Raw genomic sequence first — 17,032 nt, forward strand, 5'->3', positions numbered from 1 at the left:
CTATGGACACGATGTTGCACGGTCGTCAACCGCATGTTGCGCCGAAGTTACGGCGGAGCATCACACCCGGGTTCGCGGTGGGCACGGCGGGCCCGCCTATCCTGACAGTATGGCCCGCGCGCTCGGGTCCTGGTTGTCCGGTCCGGAGTCGAATCGCGGACCCGGCGGCCCGGGCCAACCACCGAATGAATATCCGGGTCACCGGCTCGGTCTACCCGACACGGGCCCCGGATCGATCGCCTGGTTCGGCCGGCGGGTGGCCGCGATGCTGGTCGACTGGTTCATCGCCTACGGCCTGGCCGCGCTGGCGATGACCGTCGGGCTGATCTCCATGGGTGTGATGTCGACGGCCATCCTAGTGACCTGGTTCGTGCTCGGCGCGGTGTCGGTGCGGCTGTTCGGCTTCACCCCGGGTCAATACGCGCTCGGCCTGATGGTGGTGTCGGTGGACGACCGCCAACACGTCGGGTTCGGCCGTGCGGTGGTGCGTGGACTGCTGATCGCGCTGGTGATCCCGGCGCTGTTCACCGACGCCGATCTGCGCGGTCTGCACGACCTCGCGACCAAGACCGCCGTCGTGCGGCGCTGAACGTGAGGTTGTGCTCGAGGATCCGCGCAGAACTCGCGCACGAGCTCACGTTCGGCGGGCATCGGCCAGCGCGGCCTCCGTGCGACCGACGATGACCGCCCGCCGGTAGCGAAGCATCTCGGCGTTGACGTGGACGATGCGCCAGCCCAGTGCCGCCAGCCTGGCCCGCCGCTCGAGGTCGCGGTCCCGGACGCGGGGGTCGGTCCAGTGTTGCGGCCCGTCGTATTCGACGCCGACCTTCCATCGCGGATAACCCATGTCGATGCGGGCCACGAAGTCGTGGTGGTCGTAGACCTCGATCTGCGTATGGGTCGGTCGCATGCCGGCGGCGGTCAGGACCAACCGCGTGCGGGTCTCCTGCGGGGACTCCGCCCCGGCATCCGATAGCACCAGGGCCTGGCGGAGCTGCACGATGCCGCGGGCACCCCGATGACGATCGGCGATCGCCTCGACGTCGTCGGCCCGCAGCCGAGTCGCCTGCCTGAGCGCATCGAGTCGCACCACCGCGGTCGTCACCCCCTTGCGGCGGCCGAGGTCGAACGCCGTCCGCGCAGGTGTCGTCGTGGGAATGCCCCGCGCGAGGCAGATCTCGTCGTCGGTCAGCGTGTCGTTGTGCAGCAGGATGTTCCCGGTCTTGTGCCGACTCGGCTGGTTGAGCTCGGCGGGCAGCGTCGCGTCGATCCACTTCGTCCCGTGCAGCGCCGCGGCCGACAGACCGGCGACGGTGGCACGCCTTCCCGACCAGAGCCACGCGCCGACCGCCTTGTCGACCGGCGTCACCGCCTGCCCCTTCGGTACGTACACGTTGCGGAACAGCGCATCGTGGCGCGTCGCCAGCTGATATCGCGTGACGACTCCGGCCGCCAAGGCCTCGGTGCCGAGAAAGGGCCACTGCACTCCGATAGGACGGCGTCACCGCCCGCGGCGGTTCCGCTCGATCGAATGTGAGGTTGTGCTCGAGGATCCGCGCAGAACTCGCGCACGAGCTCACGTTCGGCGTCAGACTTCGTGCCGGATCTGACCGTTCATCATCGTCATCGCCACCGTGGTGCGGTGGATGTCGTGCGGGTCGATCTCGAAGATGTTCTGGTCGAGGACGATCAGATCGGCGCGCTTGCCGACCTCCACCGAGCCGACCAAGGCGTCCAGCCGGATCTGGTAGGCGGCGCCCAACGTGTTCGCGTGCACCGCCTCGGCCACCGACAGCTTCTGGTCGGCGGGTTCGAGCACCGGCGCGCCGGCTTCGCCGACGAGTTGACGGGTCACGCCCACCTGGATCGAGTCGAGCGGCTTGTAGGTGGAAAAGTATCCGGCCGCCGGCCAATCCGTGCCCAGGGAGATGCGCCCACCGGACTTCAGCACCGCCTGCGGCCGGTACATCAGTTCCTTGCGCGGCGACCCGTAGCGCGCCCCCATGTTCTCGATCGTGTCCGGGTCGGCCGACATCCAGTTCGCCGAGAACTGCGCAACGACGCCGAGTTCGCCGAAGCGGGGGTTGTCGCTGTCCTCGACGAACACCAGGTGGGCGACGGCGTGGCGGCGGTCGCGCGGGGGATTCGCGGCGATCGCGCGTTCGATGCCGTCGAGTGCGACGCGCGCGGTGCGTTCCCCGCAGGCGTGCACGTGCACGTCGTAGCCAGCGGCGTCCACCGCGCCGATGAGCTGGTGCCACTGCTCCTCGGTCAACGGCGACCCGCCGGTCGAGTCGGGTCTGTCGGCGTAGGGCTCGACCAGCCACGCGGTGTATCCGCCCTGCGTGCCGTCCCCGACGATCTTGACGACGTCGACCGATACGAGATCGCCGGACACCTCGCGCCGGATCGCGGTGAGCGCGTCGACCGCGCCGTCGACCGGTGCGGACCGCACCGAATACGACGCGACGACGCGGAACGGCAGCTCACCGCGCTGCTCGACGTCGGTGTAGAGGCGCAGCAGCGCGGCCTGATCGTCTCCGATGGGTGGCACGCCGGCGTCGAACACCGAGGTGATTCCCGCGGCGGACGCCTTCGGCAGCCAGCCCTCCATCAGCGTGCCCATGGTGTCGGGGGAGATCGGCTCGACGGCGTTGACGAGGCTGAGCACCGCGTTCACCTCGAGGATGTAGCCGGTCGGATCGCCGTTCGCGTCGCGGGCGTAGTAGCTGAAACCCGGTATCGGATCGGGGGTGTCGCGTGTGACGCCCGCCATCTCCAGCGCCTTGCTGTTGGCCCACAGGCTGTGCCCGTCGATGGCGAAGAAGAACGCGGGCCGGTCGGGCAGGATGCGGTCGAGGTCGGCGCGGGTCGGTCCGTCGGGTCCGAACATGTCGACGCGCCAACCGAATCCACGGACCGCGCCGGCCGGGTTGTCCTTCGCGTAGGCCTCGATCGCGCCCAGCGCATCGCCGAGCGTCGGCAGCTGCAGATCGACGCCCGAGGTGAGGAACGCGCCGAGGAACGGATGGGTGTGGCCCTCGACGAAACCCGGCATCAACAGCCGCCCGTTCAGGTCGACCACCCGGGTCGCAGGTCCGGCGAGCGCCATCGCACCCGCCTCGTCGCCGACGTGTGTGATGGTGTCGCCCTTGACCGCGACGGCCTGCGCCCACGGCTGGGGGCCCGCCACGGTGTAGACCCGGCCGTTGCGGAACACGACGTCCGCGCGGTCGTCCCCGGCGCCCGTTGCGGTGTCGGGGGTGGGGGACTGCGACGGACCGGTGGTGCACGCGCTCGCCGCGGTCACCGCGACCACCGTCGCGGCGGCCCGCAACACCGTCCGCCGGGTCGCCCGGCCACCGAACGACGCGAAGTGCGGCGCCCACTCACACGCAGTGCACATCCGCGGAAGTATGGCGGGTGGCTGCGCGGATGAGGCTGCGGCGCGCCGCTACCGCCTGCGCACCGTGCGCTGGACGCCGCGCATCTTGGCCTGAGCCGGCATCGGGCCCTTCGGCATCGCGGCCGGACCGATCTTGGTGCCCAGCGCGACCAGTCGCGACTCGAGGGCGTCCATCTGCTTGACGGTGATGTTCGCGGGAAGCTTGTTGAGGTGGCGTTCCAGCTTGGACAGCGGCACCTCACCCTCGCCGTTGCCGACGACGACGTCGTAGATCGGCGTGTCGCCGATGAGCCGCGCGGTGCGCTTCTTCTCCTGGGCGAGCAGCGGCTTGACCCGGCCGGGGTTGCCCTCGCCGACGAAGATCACGCCGGGACGGCCGATCACCCGGTGGACGGCGTCGAAGTTGCCGGTCGCGGCCACCCCGGGCGTCACCCGCCACCGCCCGCGCAGGTTGTCCAGCGCCCATGCGGCCGCACCGGTCTGCCCCTCGGCCTTGCGGTACACCGACTTCTGCGCCCGCCGGCCGAAGATGATGAACGCCACCAGCACGCCGAGCACCACGCCCAGCGGGATCAGCGTGTACATCGCGAACCCGCCCGCGAGGACGCCGATCGTCACCGACACCGCCACGATGACGACGAACGCGCCGATCATGTACGGCAGCAGCCGCTTGTCCTCTTTGCGCTGGATCTGGAACGCCTGCCACAGCTGGCTGCGACGCTGCTTGGACGCGGCCTTGCGGGCGGCCTTCGCCTCGGCCTTGGCGGCCTTGTTGGCGGCGGGTTTGCGGGTCTTCGCCATGAGTCTCAGGATACGGGTGGGGCGGCGGCCGGTTTCAACCGCGCGGCCTGCGCGTACAGCCGTCCGGCGCGGTAAGACGACCGCACCAGCGGACCGGCCAGCACGCCGGCGAATCCGAGCCCTTCGGCGTACTGCGCGAACTCGACGAATTCCTCGGGTCGCACCCAGCGTTCGACCGGGTGGTGACGCGGCGACGGCCGCAGGTACTGGGTGATCGTGACGATGTCGCAGCCCGCCTCGTGCAGGTCGGCCAGCGCGATGCGCACCTCGTCGGGGGTCTCGCCCATGCCGAGGATCAGGTTGCTCTTGGTGACCAGGCCGAAGTCGCGTGCCGCGGTCAGCACGCCGAGGCTGCGCTCGTACCGGAACGCCGGGCGAATCCGCTTGAAGATGCGCGGCACCGTTTCGACGTTGTGCGCCAACACTTCCGGACGCGATTCGAAGACCTCGGCGAGCTGGGCGGGGTCGCCGTTGAAGTCGGGGATCAACAGTTCCACGCCGGTGTTGGGGTTGAGCCGCTTGATCTCGCGCACCGTCTCCGCGTAGAGCCAGGCGCCGCCGTCGGGCAGATCGTCGCGTGCCACGCCGGTGACGGTCGAGTACCGCAGGCCCATCGCCTGGACGCTCTCGGCGACCCGGCGCGGTTCGTCCCGGTCGAGTTCTTCTGGCTTACCGGTGTCGATCTGGCAGAAGTCGCAGCGGCGGGTGCACTGCTCTCCGCCGATCAGGAACGTCGCCTCGCGGTCCTCCCAGCATTCGAAGATGTTGGGGCACCCGGCTTCTTCGCACACCGTGTGCAGGCCCTCGCGCTTGACCAGCGATTTGAGTTCTCTGTACTCCGGGCCCATTTTGGCGCGGGTCTTGATCCACGGGGGTTTGCGCTCGATGGGCGTCTGGGCGTTGCGGACCTCCAGGCGCAGCAGCTTGCGACCCTCAGGCGGCGTGACTGTCACTGTGTCGATGCTACGCCCGCGACGGCGCCGGCAGCGACCGGCAGGCGGCCGTCGAGTGCGTCACACACCTGCTCGGCGACGGCGTCGGTGACGTCGGCGACCGTGACGCGCCGGCCCAGTTCGGCGGTCAGCGACGTCACCCCGGCGTCGGCGATCCCGCACGGCACGATGGTTGAGAACGCCGACAGTTCGCAGTCGCAGTTCAGCGCGAAGCCGTGCAGGGTGGTACCCCGCGACACCCGGATGCCGATCGCCCCGACCTTGCGCGCCGGGCGCAGGGCGTCGGCGGGCAGCCACACCCCGGAGCGGCCGTCGACCCGGCCGGCCTCCAGTCCGAGGTCGGTGCACACCCGGATCAGCGCTTCCTCGATGCGGCGCACGAAGTTCACCACGTCGAGCGGTTCGGCGAGCCCGACGATCGGATAGCCGACCAGCTGTCCGGGGCCGTGCCAGGTGATCTTGCCGCCGCGGTCGGTGTCCACCACCGGCGTGCCGTCCACCGGACGCTCATGCGGCTCGGTGCGTCGGCCCGCCGTGTAGACCGACGGGTGCTGGAGCAGCAGCAGCGTGTCCCGGCCGCCCGCGACGCGCGCGTCGACGAGTGCGCGCTGCCGGTCCCACGCCTCGAGGTAGTCGACGGTGCCCAGCCGTTGGACGTCGACGGGTTCGGCCGACGACCTGATCGAAATCGCCATGAACTCGACGCTACCCGTCAGGCGTCTCGCGGGCCGGTGGCGTACGCGAGCGCCTCGCCGACGGTGTTGTGGTGGAACACGAAGCCGGCCCGCTCCAGTGCTGCGGGGATCGCGCGCTGCCCGCCGAGCAGCCCTTCGTCGGCGAACTCGCCGAGCAGCGTGCGCAACGCGAAGCCCGGCACCATCAGCGCGGTGGGCCGGTTCACCGCACGCCCGAGCGCGGTGGTGAACTCCGCGTTCGTCACCGGCGCCGGACCGGTCACGTTCAGCGGTCCCGACAGGTCGTCGTGGGCGACCGCGAACAGCGTCGCGCGCACCTGATCCTCGAGGCTGATCCACGGCATGTACTGCCTGCCGTTGCCCAGCCGCGCGCCCAAGCCCAGGCTGAACAGCGGCTTGATGCGTCCCAGGACGCCCCCGGAGGGCGAGAGCACCAGACCGGTGCGCAGCAGCACGACCCGGGCCCCGCCCGCGGCGGCCGGGGCCGTCGCGTCCTCCCAGTCGACGCAGAGCTGCGCGAGGAACCCGTCGCCCGCGGGCGCGGACTCGTCGGTGACCCGGCCGCGGGTGTCGCCGTAGTAGCCGACGGCGCTGGCGTTCACCAGCACCGGGACGCCGGCGTCGGCCACCGCGTTGGCCAGCACCTCGGTGGGGGTGATGCGGCTGTCGCGCAGGCTCTGCTTGAACGCACCCGACCAGCGCCGCTGACCGACGTTGACGCCGCACAGGTTGATCACGGCGTCCACCCCGCGCAACGCCCCGGCGTCGAACTCACCGGTGTCGGGATTCCAGTACAGCTCGTCGGCGTTCGACGGTGCCCTCCGCACGATCCGCACCACCCGGCGGTCGGCGGAGCGCAACGCGGAGACCAGCGCCGAACCGATGAGCCCCGAGGACCCCGCTATCGCGATGACGGCATCAGTCACTGCGGCTAGAGCCCCAGATCCGCCTCGAACGCACCCTCTTCGAGCCGCCGCTTGATCGTGGTGAGGAAGCGACCGGCGTCCGCGCCGTCGATGAGCCGGTGGTCATACGTCAGCGGCAGGTAGCAGACCGACCGCACACCGATGGACTCGTTGCCGAACTCGTCGACGATCACCCGCGGCCGCTTGACGATCGCGCCCGTGCCGAGCATCGCCGCCTGCGGCGGGACCAGGATCGGCGTGTCGAACAGCGCGCCCTGGCTGCCGATGTTCGTGATCGTGAACGTGCCACCGGACAGTTCGTCGGGTTTGAGGTCACCGGACCGGGCGCGCGCCGCGATGTCGGAGATCGCCCGGGCCAGCCCGCCCAGCGACAGGTCGCCGGCGTTCTTGATGACGGGGGAGAGCAGACCCTGTTCGGTGTCGACCGCGAAGCCGAGGTGCTCGGCGTCGTAGTAGGTGATCTCCTTGGAGTCCTCGTTGTAGCTCGCGTTGACGTTCGGGTGCATCTTCAGCGCGTCGATGACGGCGCGGGCGATGAACGGCAGGTAGGTGAGGTTCACCCCCTCGCGCTCGGCGAAGCCGGCCTTGGCCTTGGCGCGCAGTGCCACGATCTTGGTCATGTCGACTTCGTGGGTCTGCGTCAACTGCGCTGTGGCCTGCAAGGATTCGCGCGTCTTCTTCGCCGTCAGCTGACGGATGCGGGTGGCCTTCTGCGTGGTGCCGCGCAGGTGTGCCAGCGGCGCGTCGGCGGCGTTGGCGTTCGCCGGGGCCATCGCCGCGGCCGGCGCCTTGCCGGGTGCCTCGGCGGCGTCCTCGGTGTCGGACTTCGGCGCCTTCTTGGCCTCCGCGGCGGCGAGGACGTCCTGCTTGCGGACGCGTCCGCCCACCCCGGTGCCCTTCACGGTGCTCAGGTCGACGTCGTGTTCGGCGGCCAGCTTGCGCACCAGCGGGGTGACATAGGGGCCGCTGCCGTCGGACGGCTCGGCCTCCTGCTTCGGTTCGGGCTTGGATTCCTGCTTGGGCTCGGGCTTGGGCTCGGGTTTCGATTCCTGCTTGGGCTTCGGCTCGGGTTTCGACTCCTGCTTGGGCTCCGGTTCTGGCTCGGGTTCCGGCTCCGGTTCGGGTTCCGGCTCGGGCTCGGGCTCGGGTTCGGGCTCGGGCTCGCTGTCGGCCTGATCGGCGTCGCCGATCTTCGCGAGCTCGCCGCCGACCTCGACCGTGTCGTCCTCCTCGGCGATGATCTCGAGCAGCGTGCCCGCCACCGGCGACGGGATCTCCGTGTCCACCTTGTCGGTCGACACCTCCAGCAGCGGCTCGTCGACCTCGACACTGTCGCCGACCTTCTTCAGCCAGCGGGTGACGGTGCCCTCGGTGACGGACTCACCGAGCTCGGGCATCTTCACCGGCGTCGCCGAACCCGACGACTTCGGCTTCGACTCCTTCTTCGGCTCCGGTTCGGGCTCCGGTTCGCTCTCGGACTCGTCGGCGGCCGGCTCTTCCGCGGGCTCTTCCGCGGGCTCCTCCGCGGGCTGGTCGTCGGAGGACTCGTCGGAGGAGTCGTCGGAATCGCCCGAATCCTCGCCGCCCTCACCGATCACCGCCAGCTCGCCGCCGACCTCGACCGTGTCGTCCTCCTGGGCCACGATCTTCTGCAGCACACCGGAGGCCGGCGACGGGATCTCGGTGTCGACCTTGTCGGTCGAGACCTCGAGTAGGGGCTCGTCCTGCTCGACGGTGTCACCCTCTTGTTTGAGCCAGCGGGTGACGGTGCCCTCGGTGACGCTTTCACCGAGTGCGGGCATCTGGACAGAGACGGCCATGTGTGTTGGCTCCTTCGAACGATCAGTCGCAGGGGTGGGCGAACGTCACAAGTCATCCTTCCACGTTCGCCCCCGGCTTTCGCCGAGAGACTCGGCAACAGATCGCTCTGGCACTATCGAAAGGGGTCTGACGAGAGCCGAGGGAGACGGTGGGACTGTTCGACAAGCTGCGCGCCCGGCGCTCCGCGCGCGCCGACGGCCGCGATCCCGCGGCGGACCTGCGCTACCTGCAGCAATGGGTGGCCGAACATCGCGGCGTCGAGGCCTATGTCGAACCGAAGACCACGGTCACCGACGTGACGGTGGTGCTGGTCGCCGCCGACGGCGAGTGGACGCGGCGGCGCGCCGGGGGTGACGCCGGGGCCCGGCGGCTGTCCGACCGGCTCAAGATCCCGGTCTACGACGTGCAGAAAGTGGGCTATCCGCAGCGCATGCGCGATTATGACGCCCGACGGCGCATCGAACGCAAACGCGCCGCCCGCCGCGAACTCGAAGGGTGACACCGCCATGCCCCCTGCAATATCCCAAGCCACGCCCCGACCCGCCCCCCGCTTCGTCGACAGCACCGACGGCGTCCGCGTCGCGGTCTACGAGGAGGGCAACACCGACGGACCGACGCTGATCCTCGTGCACGGCTGGCCGGACTCACATGTGGTCTGGGACAGCGTCGTCGCCGAACTCGCCGACCGGTTCCACCTCGTGCGCTACGACAACCGCGGCGTCAGCCCGACCTCGGCGCCGAAACGCGCGTCGGCCTACACGACCGCGCGCTACGCCGACGACTTCGCCGCGGTCGCCGACGCCGTCGCCCCGGGCCGGCAGGTGCATGTGGTGGCTCACGACTGGGGCTCGACGGGGATGTGGGAGTACCTGTCCCGGCCCGAGGCGGCCGCGCGTGTCGCGTCGTTCACCTCGCTGTCGGGCCCGAGCGTGGACCACGTCTTCCGATACGTGCTGGACGGGCTCAAGCGGCCCTACCGGCTGCGCCGTCTCGGCCGCGCGCTGAACCAGTTCGCCCGGCTGAGCTACATGATCTTCCTGTCCATCCCGCTCATCGCCCCGATCTCGGTGCGCGCGTTCATCGCCGAGGGGCTCCGGCAGTTCCAGCGCTTCGGCGAGGGCATCCCGGCCGAGCGGCTGCTGCACTCCCGCACCTACCCGGCCGACGCCGCCCGCAGCGTGAAGGTCTACCGCGCCAACTACTTTCCGTCGCTGCTGTCCGCACGCTCCGCCCGCACCGTCGACGTCCCGGTCCAGCTGATCGTCAACACCCGCGACGCGTTCATCCGGCCCTATGTGTACGACGAGATCGACCAGTGGGTGCCGACGCTGTGGCGCCGCGAACTGCGCGCCGGCCACTGGTCGCCGATGTCGCATGCACCCGTGATCGCCCGCGCCGTCGCCGAACTCGTCGAGCACATCGACGGACGGCCCGCGACCCGGGAGCTGCGCCGGGCCCGCGTCGGGGTGCCGCGCGACCACTTCACGGACATGCTGGTGTCGGTCACCGGGGCGGGCAGCGGCATCGGACGTGAGACGGCGCTGGCGTTCGCGCGCGAAGGCGCCGAACTGGTGGTCAGCGACATCGACGAGGCCAGTGCGAAGGAGACCGCGAACGCGATCCAAGCGCGCGGCGGCATCGCCCACGCGTACGCGCTCGACGTGTCCGACGCCGACGCGGTCGAGCGGTTCGCCGACGAGGTGTGCGCCACCCACGGCCTGCCCGACATCGTGGTCAACAACGCGGGTGTCGGTCAGGCCGGGCGGTTCCTGGACACACCGCGCGACCAGTGGGACCGGGTGCTCGACGTGAACCTCGGCGGGGTGGTCAACGGCTGCCGCGCCTTCGCACGCCGGCTCGTCGAGCGCGGCACCGGTGGGCACATCGTCAACGTCGCCTCGATGGCGTCCTACGCGCCGCTGCAGTCGCTGAACGCCTACTGCACGTCGAAGGCCGCGGTGTACATGTTCTCCGACTGTCTGCGTGCCGAACTCGACGACGCGGGCATCGGCCTCACGACGATCTGCCCGAGCACCGTCAACACCAACATCGTGCGCGACACCCGCATCCACGCCCCGGCCGACCGCAGCGGCGACGTCGCCGGGCGGCGCGGTCAGCTGCAGAAGATGTTCGCGATGCGCCGCTACGGCCCGGACAAGGCGGCCAAGGCGATCGTCGCCGCGGTCAAGGCCAACAAGGCGATCCGCCCGGTGATGCCGGAGGCGTACTTCGTCTACGGCGTATCCCGGGTGCTGCCGCAGGCGCTGCGCAGCACCGCTCGCGGCCGCGTGCTCTAGCCGCTCGCGGCCGCGTGCTCTAGCCGCTCGCGGCTATGTCCTCGAGGACCGCGAACATCGTCCGCGTCGGCACCCCGGTGCCGCCCTTGGGGGTGTAACCCCACGGGCCGCCGGAGTTGTACGCCGGGGCCGCGACGTCGATGTGCGCCCACTCGACCCCGTCGGCGACGAACTCGCGCAGGTAGGTGCCCGCGACCAGCATGCCGGCGTAGCGCGAGCCGCTCACGTTGGCGAGGTCGGCGACCGTCGACTTGAGGTCGTCGCGCAGTTCCTCGGGCAGGGGCATCGCCCACGCGTTCTCGCCCACCTGCTGCGACAGCGTCGCCACCCGGTCGCGGAACGCGTCGCTGCCCATCACACCCGGGGTGCGCGCACCGAGCGCGACGGTCTGGGCGCCGGTCAGCGTCGAGGTCTCGATCAGGTAGTCGGGGCCGTCCTCGCAGGCCCGCACGATCGCGTCGGCCAGGATCAACCGGCCCTCGGCGTCGGTGTTGAGCACCTCCACGGTGGTGCCGCCGTACTGGGTGAGCACGTCACCGGGGCGCTGTGCGGTGGCCGACGGCATGTTCTCGGCCATCGGCACCGTGGCGATCACGTCGAGCGGCAGGTTCTGCTTCGCGGCCAGCACGACGGTGGCGATCACCGCGGCGGCGCCGCCCATGTCGGAGGTCATGTGGTGCATGTTGGCGGCCGGCTTGATCGAGATCCCGCCGGTGTCGAAGGTGATGCCCTTGCCGACGAGTGCGACTGTCTTTTTGGGGGCCTTGCCTCGCTGCTTGGCGCCCTTGTGGGTGAGCCGCACCAGCCGCGGCGGGCGTGAGGAACCCTTGCCGACCCCGACGATGCCGCCGTAGCCGTTCTTCGCCAGCGCCTTGTCGTCGAGGATCTCGACGCTCAGCCCGGCCGCCTCGCCCAAAGCCTTTGCGCGCTTGGCGAACTCGTCGGGGTACAGGTGGCTGGGCGGGGTGTTGACGAAATCCCGCGCAGTCGCGACCGCCGTCGCGATATCGGTGGCGCGCTGCGCGGCGTCACGGGCGCGGGCCTTCGGCTCCTGCGACAGCGCGGTGATCGCGCGCAGCCCGCCGTCCTTGGGCGCGGTCTTGTCGCTGCGGAACTCGGTGAAGCGGTAGGCGCCGAGGATCAGCCCCTCGATCGCCGCCTCGAGATCCAGTGCCGACAGCGTGGTCAGCACCGCCGCCACCTTGTCGAGGGAGCGGGCCGCGTTGCCGGCCACCCGGCGCACGGTGTCGGCGGGCCACTCCTCGCGGTCCTTGCCCAGGCCGATCGTCAGCACGCTCGCCACCGGCAGTGAGGCCACCACCAGGCGGTGGGTCTGACCTTCACCGCCGGTCGCGCCGAGCGCTTTGAGCGCCGACTCGATCTCGTCGACCGCGTCGCCGTCGAGGAACGGTGCCGCGGCGAGCACCGCCGCCGCGTCGTCGCGCGTGACGACCGGCACGATGAGCACGGCCTCGCCCACACCGCGGCGCGGGATGGAGGAACTGACGGTGACGATGGGGGCCTGGTAGCCGGGATCGGAGCTCACGAGAATCCACCCTAAGGTGTCAAGCGTGAGCGAACCTCTCCACGGCCCCCTGGAAGACCGGCACCGCGAGCACGGAGCGTCCTTCGCCGAGTTCGGCGGTTGGTTGATGCCGGTGTCCTACGCCGGCACGGTCAGCGAGCACACCTCGACCCGCACCGCGGTGGGGTTGTTCGACGTCAGCCACCTGGGCAAGGCGCTGGTGCGGGGACCGGGAGCGGCGGCCTACGTCAACTCCGCGCTCACCAACGACCTCAACCGGATCGGACCCGGCAAGGCGCAATACACGTTGTGCTGCAACGATTCCGGCGGAGTGATCGACGACCTGATCGCCTACTACGTCTCCGACGACGAGATCTTCCTGGTGCCCAATGCCGCGAACACCGCCGCGGTGGTGGCCGCGCTGGCCGACCGCGCGCCCGACGGGGTGACCGTCACCGACGAGCACCGCTCGTACGCCGTGCTGGCGGTGCAGGGGCCGAAGTCCGCCGAGGTGCTCGGTGCGCTGGGGCTGCCCACCGACATGGACTACATGGGTTACGCCGACGCCGACTTCAACGGCGTGGTCGTGCGGGTGTGCCGCACCGGCTACACCGGGGAGCAGGGATACGAACTGCTGCCCGCATGGGACGACGCCCCGGTGGTGTTCGACGCGCTGGTGGCCGCGGTGCGCGACGCCGGCGGTGAACTCGCCGGCCTCGGTGCCCGCGACACGCTGCGCACCGAGATGGGCTACCCGCTGCACGGTCATGAGCTGTCGCCGGAGATCTCGCCGCTGCAGGCGCGGTGCGGGTGGGCGGTCGGATGGCGCAAGGACGCGTTCTGGGGCCGCGACGCGCTGCTGGCCGAGAAGGAGGCCGGCCCCACGCGGCTGCTGCGCGGGCTGCGCGCGGTCGGGCGGGGGGTGCTGCGGCCGGACCTGACCGTCTTCGACGGCGATGACGCGGTCGGCGTGACGACGTCGGGGACGTTCTCGCCGAGCCTCAAGGTCGGCATCGCGCTGGCGCTGATCGACACCGCTGCCGACGTCGCCGACGGCACCCGCGTGGAGGTCGATGTGCGTGGCCGGCGCGTCGAGTGCGAGGTGGTGCGTCCGCCGTTTGTTGCGGCGAAAACCCGCTAGTCACCGGAGATACAATTCCTTCCATGACTGACGGCCCCCTTTCGTTCACCGTTCACCGCAACGCGGAACCGGCGACCGGCGAGGTACGGGCCGGCATCCTGGCCAACCCGGGCTTCGGTCGATTCCACACCGACCACATGGTGTCGATCGACTACACCGCCGACGCCGGCTGGCACAACGCTGCGGTGCTGCCCTACGGCCCGATCCAACTCGACCCGTCGGCGGTCGTGCTGCACTACGCGCAGGAGATCTTCGAAGGGCTCAAGGCGTACCGGTGGGCCGACGGGTCGATCGTGTCGTTCCGTCCGGAGTCGAACGCCGCCCGGCTGCGGTCCTCGGCCCGGCGGCTGGCCATCCCGGAACTGCCCGACGAGGTGTTCCTCGAATCGCTACGCCAGTTGATCGCCGTCGACGAGCAGTGGGTGCCGCCGGCCGGCGGCGAGGAGTCGCTGTACCTACGGCCGTTCGTGATCGCCACCGAACCGGGGCTGGGCGTCCGCCCGGCCAACGAGTACCGCTATCTATTGATCGGGTCGCCGGCGGGCGCGTACTTCCCGCGGGGGATCAAGCCGGTCAGTGTGTGGCTGTCGCACGAGTACGTGCGGGCCAGCCCGGGCGGCACCGGTGCGGCGAAGTTCGGCGGGAACTACGCGGCGTCGCTGCTCGCGCAGGCGCAGGCCACCGAACACGGCTGCGACCAGGTGGTGTGGCTGGACGCGATCGAACGCCGCTACGTCGAGGAGATGGGCGGTATGAATCTCTTCTTCGTGTTCGGCAGCGGCGGTTCGGCGCGGCTGGTGACACCTGAGCTGAGCGGTTCGCTGCTGCCCGGCATCACGCGGGATTCGTTGCTGCAGTTGGCCACCGACGCGGGTTTCGCTGTCGAGGAACGCAAGATCGACGTCGACGAGTGGCAGAAGAAGGCCGCTGCGGGGGAAATCAGCGAGGTCTTCGCGTGCGGCACCGCCGCGGTCATCACGCCGGTCAGCCACGTCAAGCACAACGACGGCGAGTTCACGATCGCCGACGGTGAGCCCGGCGAGGTCACGATGGCGCTGCGCGACACGCTCACCGGAATCCAGCGCGGCACCTTCGCCGACACCCACGGCTGGATGTCGCGGCTGAATTAGCGGCGCTGCGACAACCTCGACGGCTACCGGATCACCACACCCACGGCGACCAGCGTCGTCGTCAGCTCGATCGCGGCACCCAGCACGTCGCCGGTGATCCCGCCGAACCGGCGCACGCAGTGCCGCACCAGCAGCGCCGCCACCGCCACGGCGAGCACCACCACCAGCGGACCCTGCCACGCGCGGTCGGTGGCCGGAACCGACAGTGCCGCCACCGCGGTCACCCACACCGCCGGCACCCACACCGGTTGCGTGCCCGCCACGCTGCCGCCGAGCGCACTGCCCGCGGCGGCGGGAACGCCGCGCCGGCACGCCACCAGCGCCGCCACCCGGCCCGCCGTCACCGTCGCGACCACCGCGGCCGCACCCGCCCATCCGCCGGGCAGCAGCGAGAACGCGAGCGCCTGCGCGCCGACGGCCACCACCACCGCGGCCACACCGAACGGGCCCGCCGTCCCGTCGCGCATCACCTGCAGGGCGCGCTCCGGCGGGCCGTAACAGCCCAGGCCGTCGACGGTGTCGGACAGCCCGTCGATGTGCATACCGCGGGTCGCGAGCAGCAACACCGCGACCGCCAGCAGACCCGCGAGCGCACTGTGCGGGCCGAACGCCCACGACCCCGCCCACAGCACTGCGGCGGCGAGCGCGCCGAGCACCACCCCGACGCCCGGCAACGCGGTCAGGACGCCGCGGCCCAGCGTGCCGGTGCGCGCGGCAGGTACCGGCAGTACGGTTCCGAAGGCGAAAGCCCCTGCCAGCGAACGGATCACGACGAGACGCCGGCCTCGTCGAACGTGGCCATACCGGCCAGTGCGGCCACCGCGGCACGCACCACGGGCAGCGCGACCGCCGCGCCCGTCCCCTCGCCGAGGCGCATGTCCAGGTCGAGGATCGGCGTCAGGCCGAGGCTGTCGAGGGCGAGTGTGTGTCCGGGTTCGGGGGAGCGGTGCCCGGCCTGCCACCACTGCCGCGCACCCGGTGCGAGCCGGTCGGCCACCAGCGCGGCCGCGGTCACCACGAGCCCGTCGAGCAGTAGTGGGGTGCGACGCACCGCGGCCTGCGCGCAGAAGCCGGCCATCGCCGCCAGATCGGCGCCGCCGCAGACCCGCAGCAGCGCAACGGGATCCGCCGCCACGGCCCGCGCCCGGTACATGGCGTCGCGGACCGCTGCGGTCTTGCGCCCCCAGCCCGCGTCGTCGATGCCGGTGCCTCGCCCCACCACGACGACGGGTTCGGAGTTGGTCAGGATCGCGATCAAAGCCGTTGCCGCCGTGGTGTTTCCGATGCCCATATCGCCGGCGATCAGCAGGTCTGCGCCGGAGTCCACCTCGTCGTCGGCGAGCCGGCGGCCCGCCGCGAGCGCCGCGTCGGTCTCCGCGTCGCTCAGCGCGTCCTCGACCGCGATGTTGCCGCTGCCGCGCCGCACCTTGACCGCGCCGATCGCCGGCGAGAGCGGTTCGGCGCAGTCCACCGCCACGTCGGCGACCCGGACCCCGGCGCCGGCCACCTCGGCCAGCGCGTTGATCGCCGCTCCACCGGCGGAGATGTTCGCGACCATCTGCGCGGTCACCTCGGGCGGGTACGCCGACACCCCGGACGCGGCGACACCGTGGTCACCGGCGAACACCACCACCCGCGGCCGGAGGAACTGGCGGGGCGGGCAGACGCCCTGGCAGGCCGACACCCACACCGAGAGTTCCTCCAGCCGGCCGAGCGCACCCGCCGGCTTGGTGAGCCGGTCCTGACGGGCCCGCGCCTCGGCCGCAGCACCCGCGTCCGGTGGCACCACATCGGCGAATCCGGTGACGGCGAAGTTCACGACGGCTCCTTCACGCTGATCGGCTGGCCCGCGACGATCAGCACCACCCGCTCGCAGGTGGCGGCCAACCGCTGGTTGAGCACACCGAGTTCGTCGGCGAACCGGCGCCCCGCCGCGGTCCCCGGCACCACGGTCAACCCGACCTCGGGGCTGACCAGCGCAAGGGGAGCGGTGAACGCGTCCACCGCTGCCACGAGGTCATCGACGGAGCCGCTCACCGAACCGCCGGTCCACGCACCGCAGCGGTCCATCTCCGCGGTCAGCCAGCCACCGATGTCGTCGACCAGCGTCGGCAGCGCCGGACCGGAACGCAGCGCCCCCGGCACATCCGTCGTCTCCGCGGTCACCCAGTCACCCGGCCTGCGCGCACGATGGGCGGCGACCCGCCGCGACCACTCGTCGTCGCCGCCGGGGGGTGCCCCGGTGGCCACGTAGCGGACGGCGCCCGCCGCGGCGATCTCCGCCTCGGCCCACTGCGATTTACCCGAGCGGATCCCGCCGAGGACCAGTGTGCGCAC

16 protein-coding genes are annotated in these 17,032 nt (G+C 71.0%); 5 read left to right on the plus strand and 11 right to left on the minus strand.

Annotated elements, in window-relative coordinates; all coding sequences use genetic code 11:
* The first annotated feature begins 109 nt into the window (after positions 1–109).
* Positions 110–589, plus strand: coding sequence for an RDD family protein (locus tag G6N30_RS04750; RefSeq protein ID WP_134060649.1), 480 nt, complete (start codon positions 110–112; stop codon positions 587–589).
* A 45-nt stretch (positions 590–634) separates the two neighbouring features.
* Here the strand turns inward: G6N30_RS04750 and G6N30_RS04755 are convergent, their stop codons facing one another.
* The 7 genes from G6N30_RS04755 to sucB all read right to left on the minus strand — a co-directional run bounded on the left by G6N30_RS04755 (position 635) and on the right by sucB (position 8,601).
* Complete coding sequence (locus G6N30_RS04755; RefSeq protein WP_234880364.1) at positions 635–1,492, minus strand: endonuclease domain-containing protein; 858 nt, start codon at positions 1,490–1,492, stop codon at positions 635–637.
* Between the two features lie 96 nt (positions 1,493–1,588).
* Positions 1,589–3,406: an amidohydrolase gene (locus tag G6N30_RS04760; protein WP_166674630.1), complete on the minus strand. Its 1,818-nt coding sequence runs from the start codon at positions 3,404–3,406 to the stop codon at positions 1,589–1,591.
* 48 nt (positions 3,407–3,454) lie between these two features.
* Positions 3,455–4,207: a DUF4191 domain-containing protein gene (locus tag G6N30_RS04765; RefSeq protein ID WP_134060647.1), complete on the minus strand. Its 753-nt coding sequence runs from the start codon at positions 4,205–4,207 to the stop codon at positions 3,455–3,457.
* Positions 4,208–4,212: 5 nt separating this feature from the next.
* A complete protein-coding gene (gene lipA, locus G6N30_RS04770) occupies positions 4,213–5,160 on the minus strand; it encodes a lipoyl synthase (RefSeq protein ID WP_134060646.1) in 948 nt (315 codons plus the stop codon).
* A complete protein-coding gene (gene lipB / locus G6N30_RS04775) occupies positions 5,157–5,855 on the minus strand; it encodes a lipoyl(octanoyl) transferase LipB (RefSeq protein WP_134060645.1) in 699 nt (232 codons plus the stop codon). The genes lipA and lipB overlap by 4 nt, the downstream gene beginning before the upstream one ends.
* Before the next feature lie 17 nt (positions 5,856–5,872).
* On the minus strand, positions 5,873–6,781 hold the full coding sequence (locus G6N30_RS04780; protein WP_134060644.1) for a TIGR01777 family oxidoreductase: 909 nt from the start codon (positions 6,779–6,781) through the stop codon (positions 5,873–5,875).
* A gap of 5 nt (positions 6,782–6,786) precedes the next feature.
* Positions 6,787–8,601 carry a 2-oxoglutarate dehydrogenase, E2 component, dihydrolipoamide succinyltransferase gene (sucB, locus tag G6N30_RS04785; RefSeq protein WP_134060643.1) on the minus strand — a complete coding sequence of 605 codons (1,815 nt, stop codon included), beginning with the start codon at positions 8,599–8,601 and terminating at the stop codon, positions 6,787–6,789.
* Positions 8,602–8,750: 149 nt separating this feature from the next.
* On the opposite strand from sucB, the gene G6N30_RS04790 reads away from it, so the two are divergent.
* Both G6N30_RS04790 and G6N30_RS04795 read left to right on the plus strand, forming a co-directional pair.
* Positions 8,751–9,101: an oxidoreductase gene (locus G6N30_RS04790; protein ID WP_134060642.1), complete on the plus strand. Its 351-nt coding sequence runs from the start codon at positions 8,751–8,753 to the stop codon at positions 9,099–9,101.
* Positions 9,102–9,108: 7 nt separating this feature from the next.
* On the plus strand, positions 9,109–10,899 hold the full coding sequence (locus G6N30_RS04795) for an SDR family oxidoreductase (RefSeq protein WP_134060641.1): 1,791 nt from the start codon (positions 9,109–9,111) through the stop codon (positions 10,897–10,899).
* A gap of 19 nt (positions 10,900–10,918) precedes the next feature.
* Here G6N30_RS04795 and G6N30_RS04800 read toward each other — a convergent pair whose 3' ends face one another.
* The gene (locus G6N30_RS04800) at positions 10,919–12,445 is read right to left on the minus strand and encodes a leucyl aminopeptidase (protein ID WP_163687403.1); all 1,527 of its coding nucleotides are present in this window, start codon (positions 12,443–12,445) and stop codon (positions 10,919–10,921) included.
* 25 nt (positions 12,446–12,470) lie between these two features.
* Here G6N30_RS04800 and gcvT point away from each other — a divergent pair, with 25 nt between their 5' ends.
* Together gcvT and G6N30_RS04810 are read left to right on the plus strand one after the other, a co-directional pair.
* Positions 12,471–13,565 carry a glycine cleavage system aminomethyltransferase GcvT gene (gene gcvT, locus G6N30_RS04805; protein WP_134060639.1) on the plus strand — a complete coding sequence of 365 codons (1,095 nt, stop codon included), beginning with the start codon at positions 12,471–12,473 and terminating at the stop codon, positions 13,563–13,565.
* Between the two features lie 23 nt (positions 13,566–13,588).
* Positions 13,589–14,695: a branched-chain amino acid aminotransferase gene (locus G6N30_RS04810; RefSeq protein WP_134060638.1), complete on the plus strand. Its 1,107-nt coding sequence runs from the start codon at positions 13,589–13,591 to the stop codon at positions 14,693–14,695.
* Between the two features lie 23 nt (positions 14,696–14,718).
* On the opposite strand, the gene G6N30_RS04815 is transcribed toward G6N30_RS04810, so the two are convergent.
* From G6N30_RS04815 to G6N30_RS04825, 3 genes are read right to left on the minus strand one after another with little or no spacing between them, the layout of a single operon-like run.
* A complete protein-coding gene (locus G6N30_RS04815) occupies positions 14,719–15,465 on the minus strand; it encodes an adenosylcobinamide-GDP ribazoletransferase (protein ID WP_134060637.1) in 747 nt (248 codons plus the stop codon).
* A complete protein-coding gene (gene cobT / locus G6N30_RS04820) occupies positions 15,462–16,514 on the minus strand; it encodes a nicotinate-nucleotide--dimethylbenzimidazole phosphoribosyltransferase (RefSeq protein WP_134060636.1) in 1,053 nt (350 codons plus the stop codon). Before cobT ends, G6N30_RS04815 begins: the two co-directional genes overlap by 4 nt.
* On the minus strand, positions 16,511–17,032 hold the full coding sequence (locus tag G6N30_RS04825; protein WP_134060635.1) for a bifunctional adenosylcobinamide kinase/adenosylcobinamide-phosphate guanylyltransferase: 522 nt from the start codon (positions 17,030–17,032) through the stop codon (positions 16,511–16,513). Before G6N30_RS04825 ends, cobT begins: the two co-directional genes overlap by 4 nt.

This window comes from Mycolicibacterium litorale (assembly GCF_010731695.1).
Classification (GTDB): Bacteria; Actinomycetota; Actinomycetes; order Mycobacteriales; family Mycobacteriaceae; genus Mycobacterium; species Mycobacterium litorale.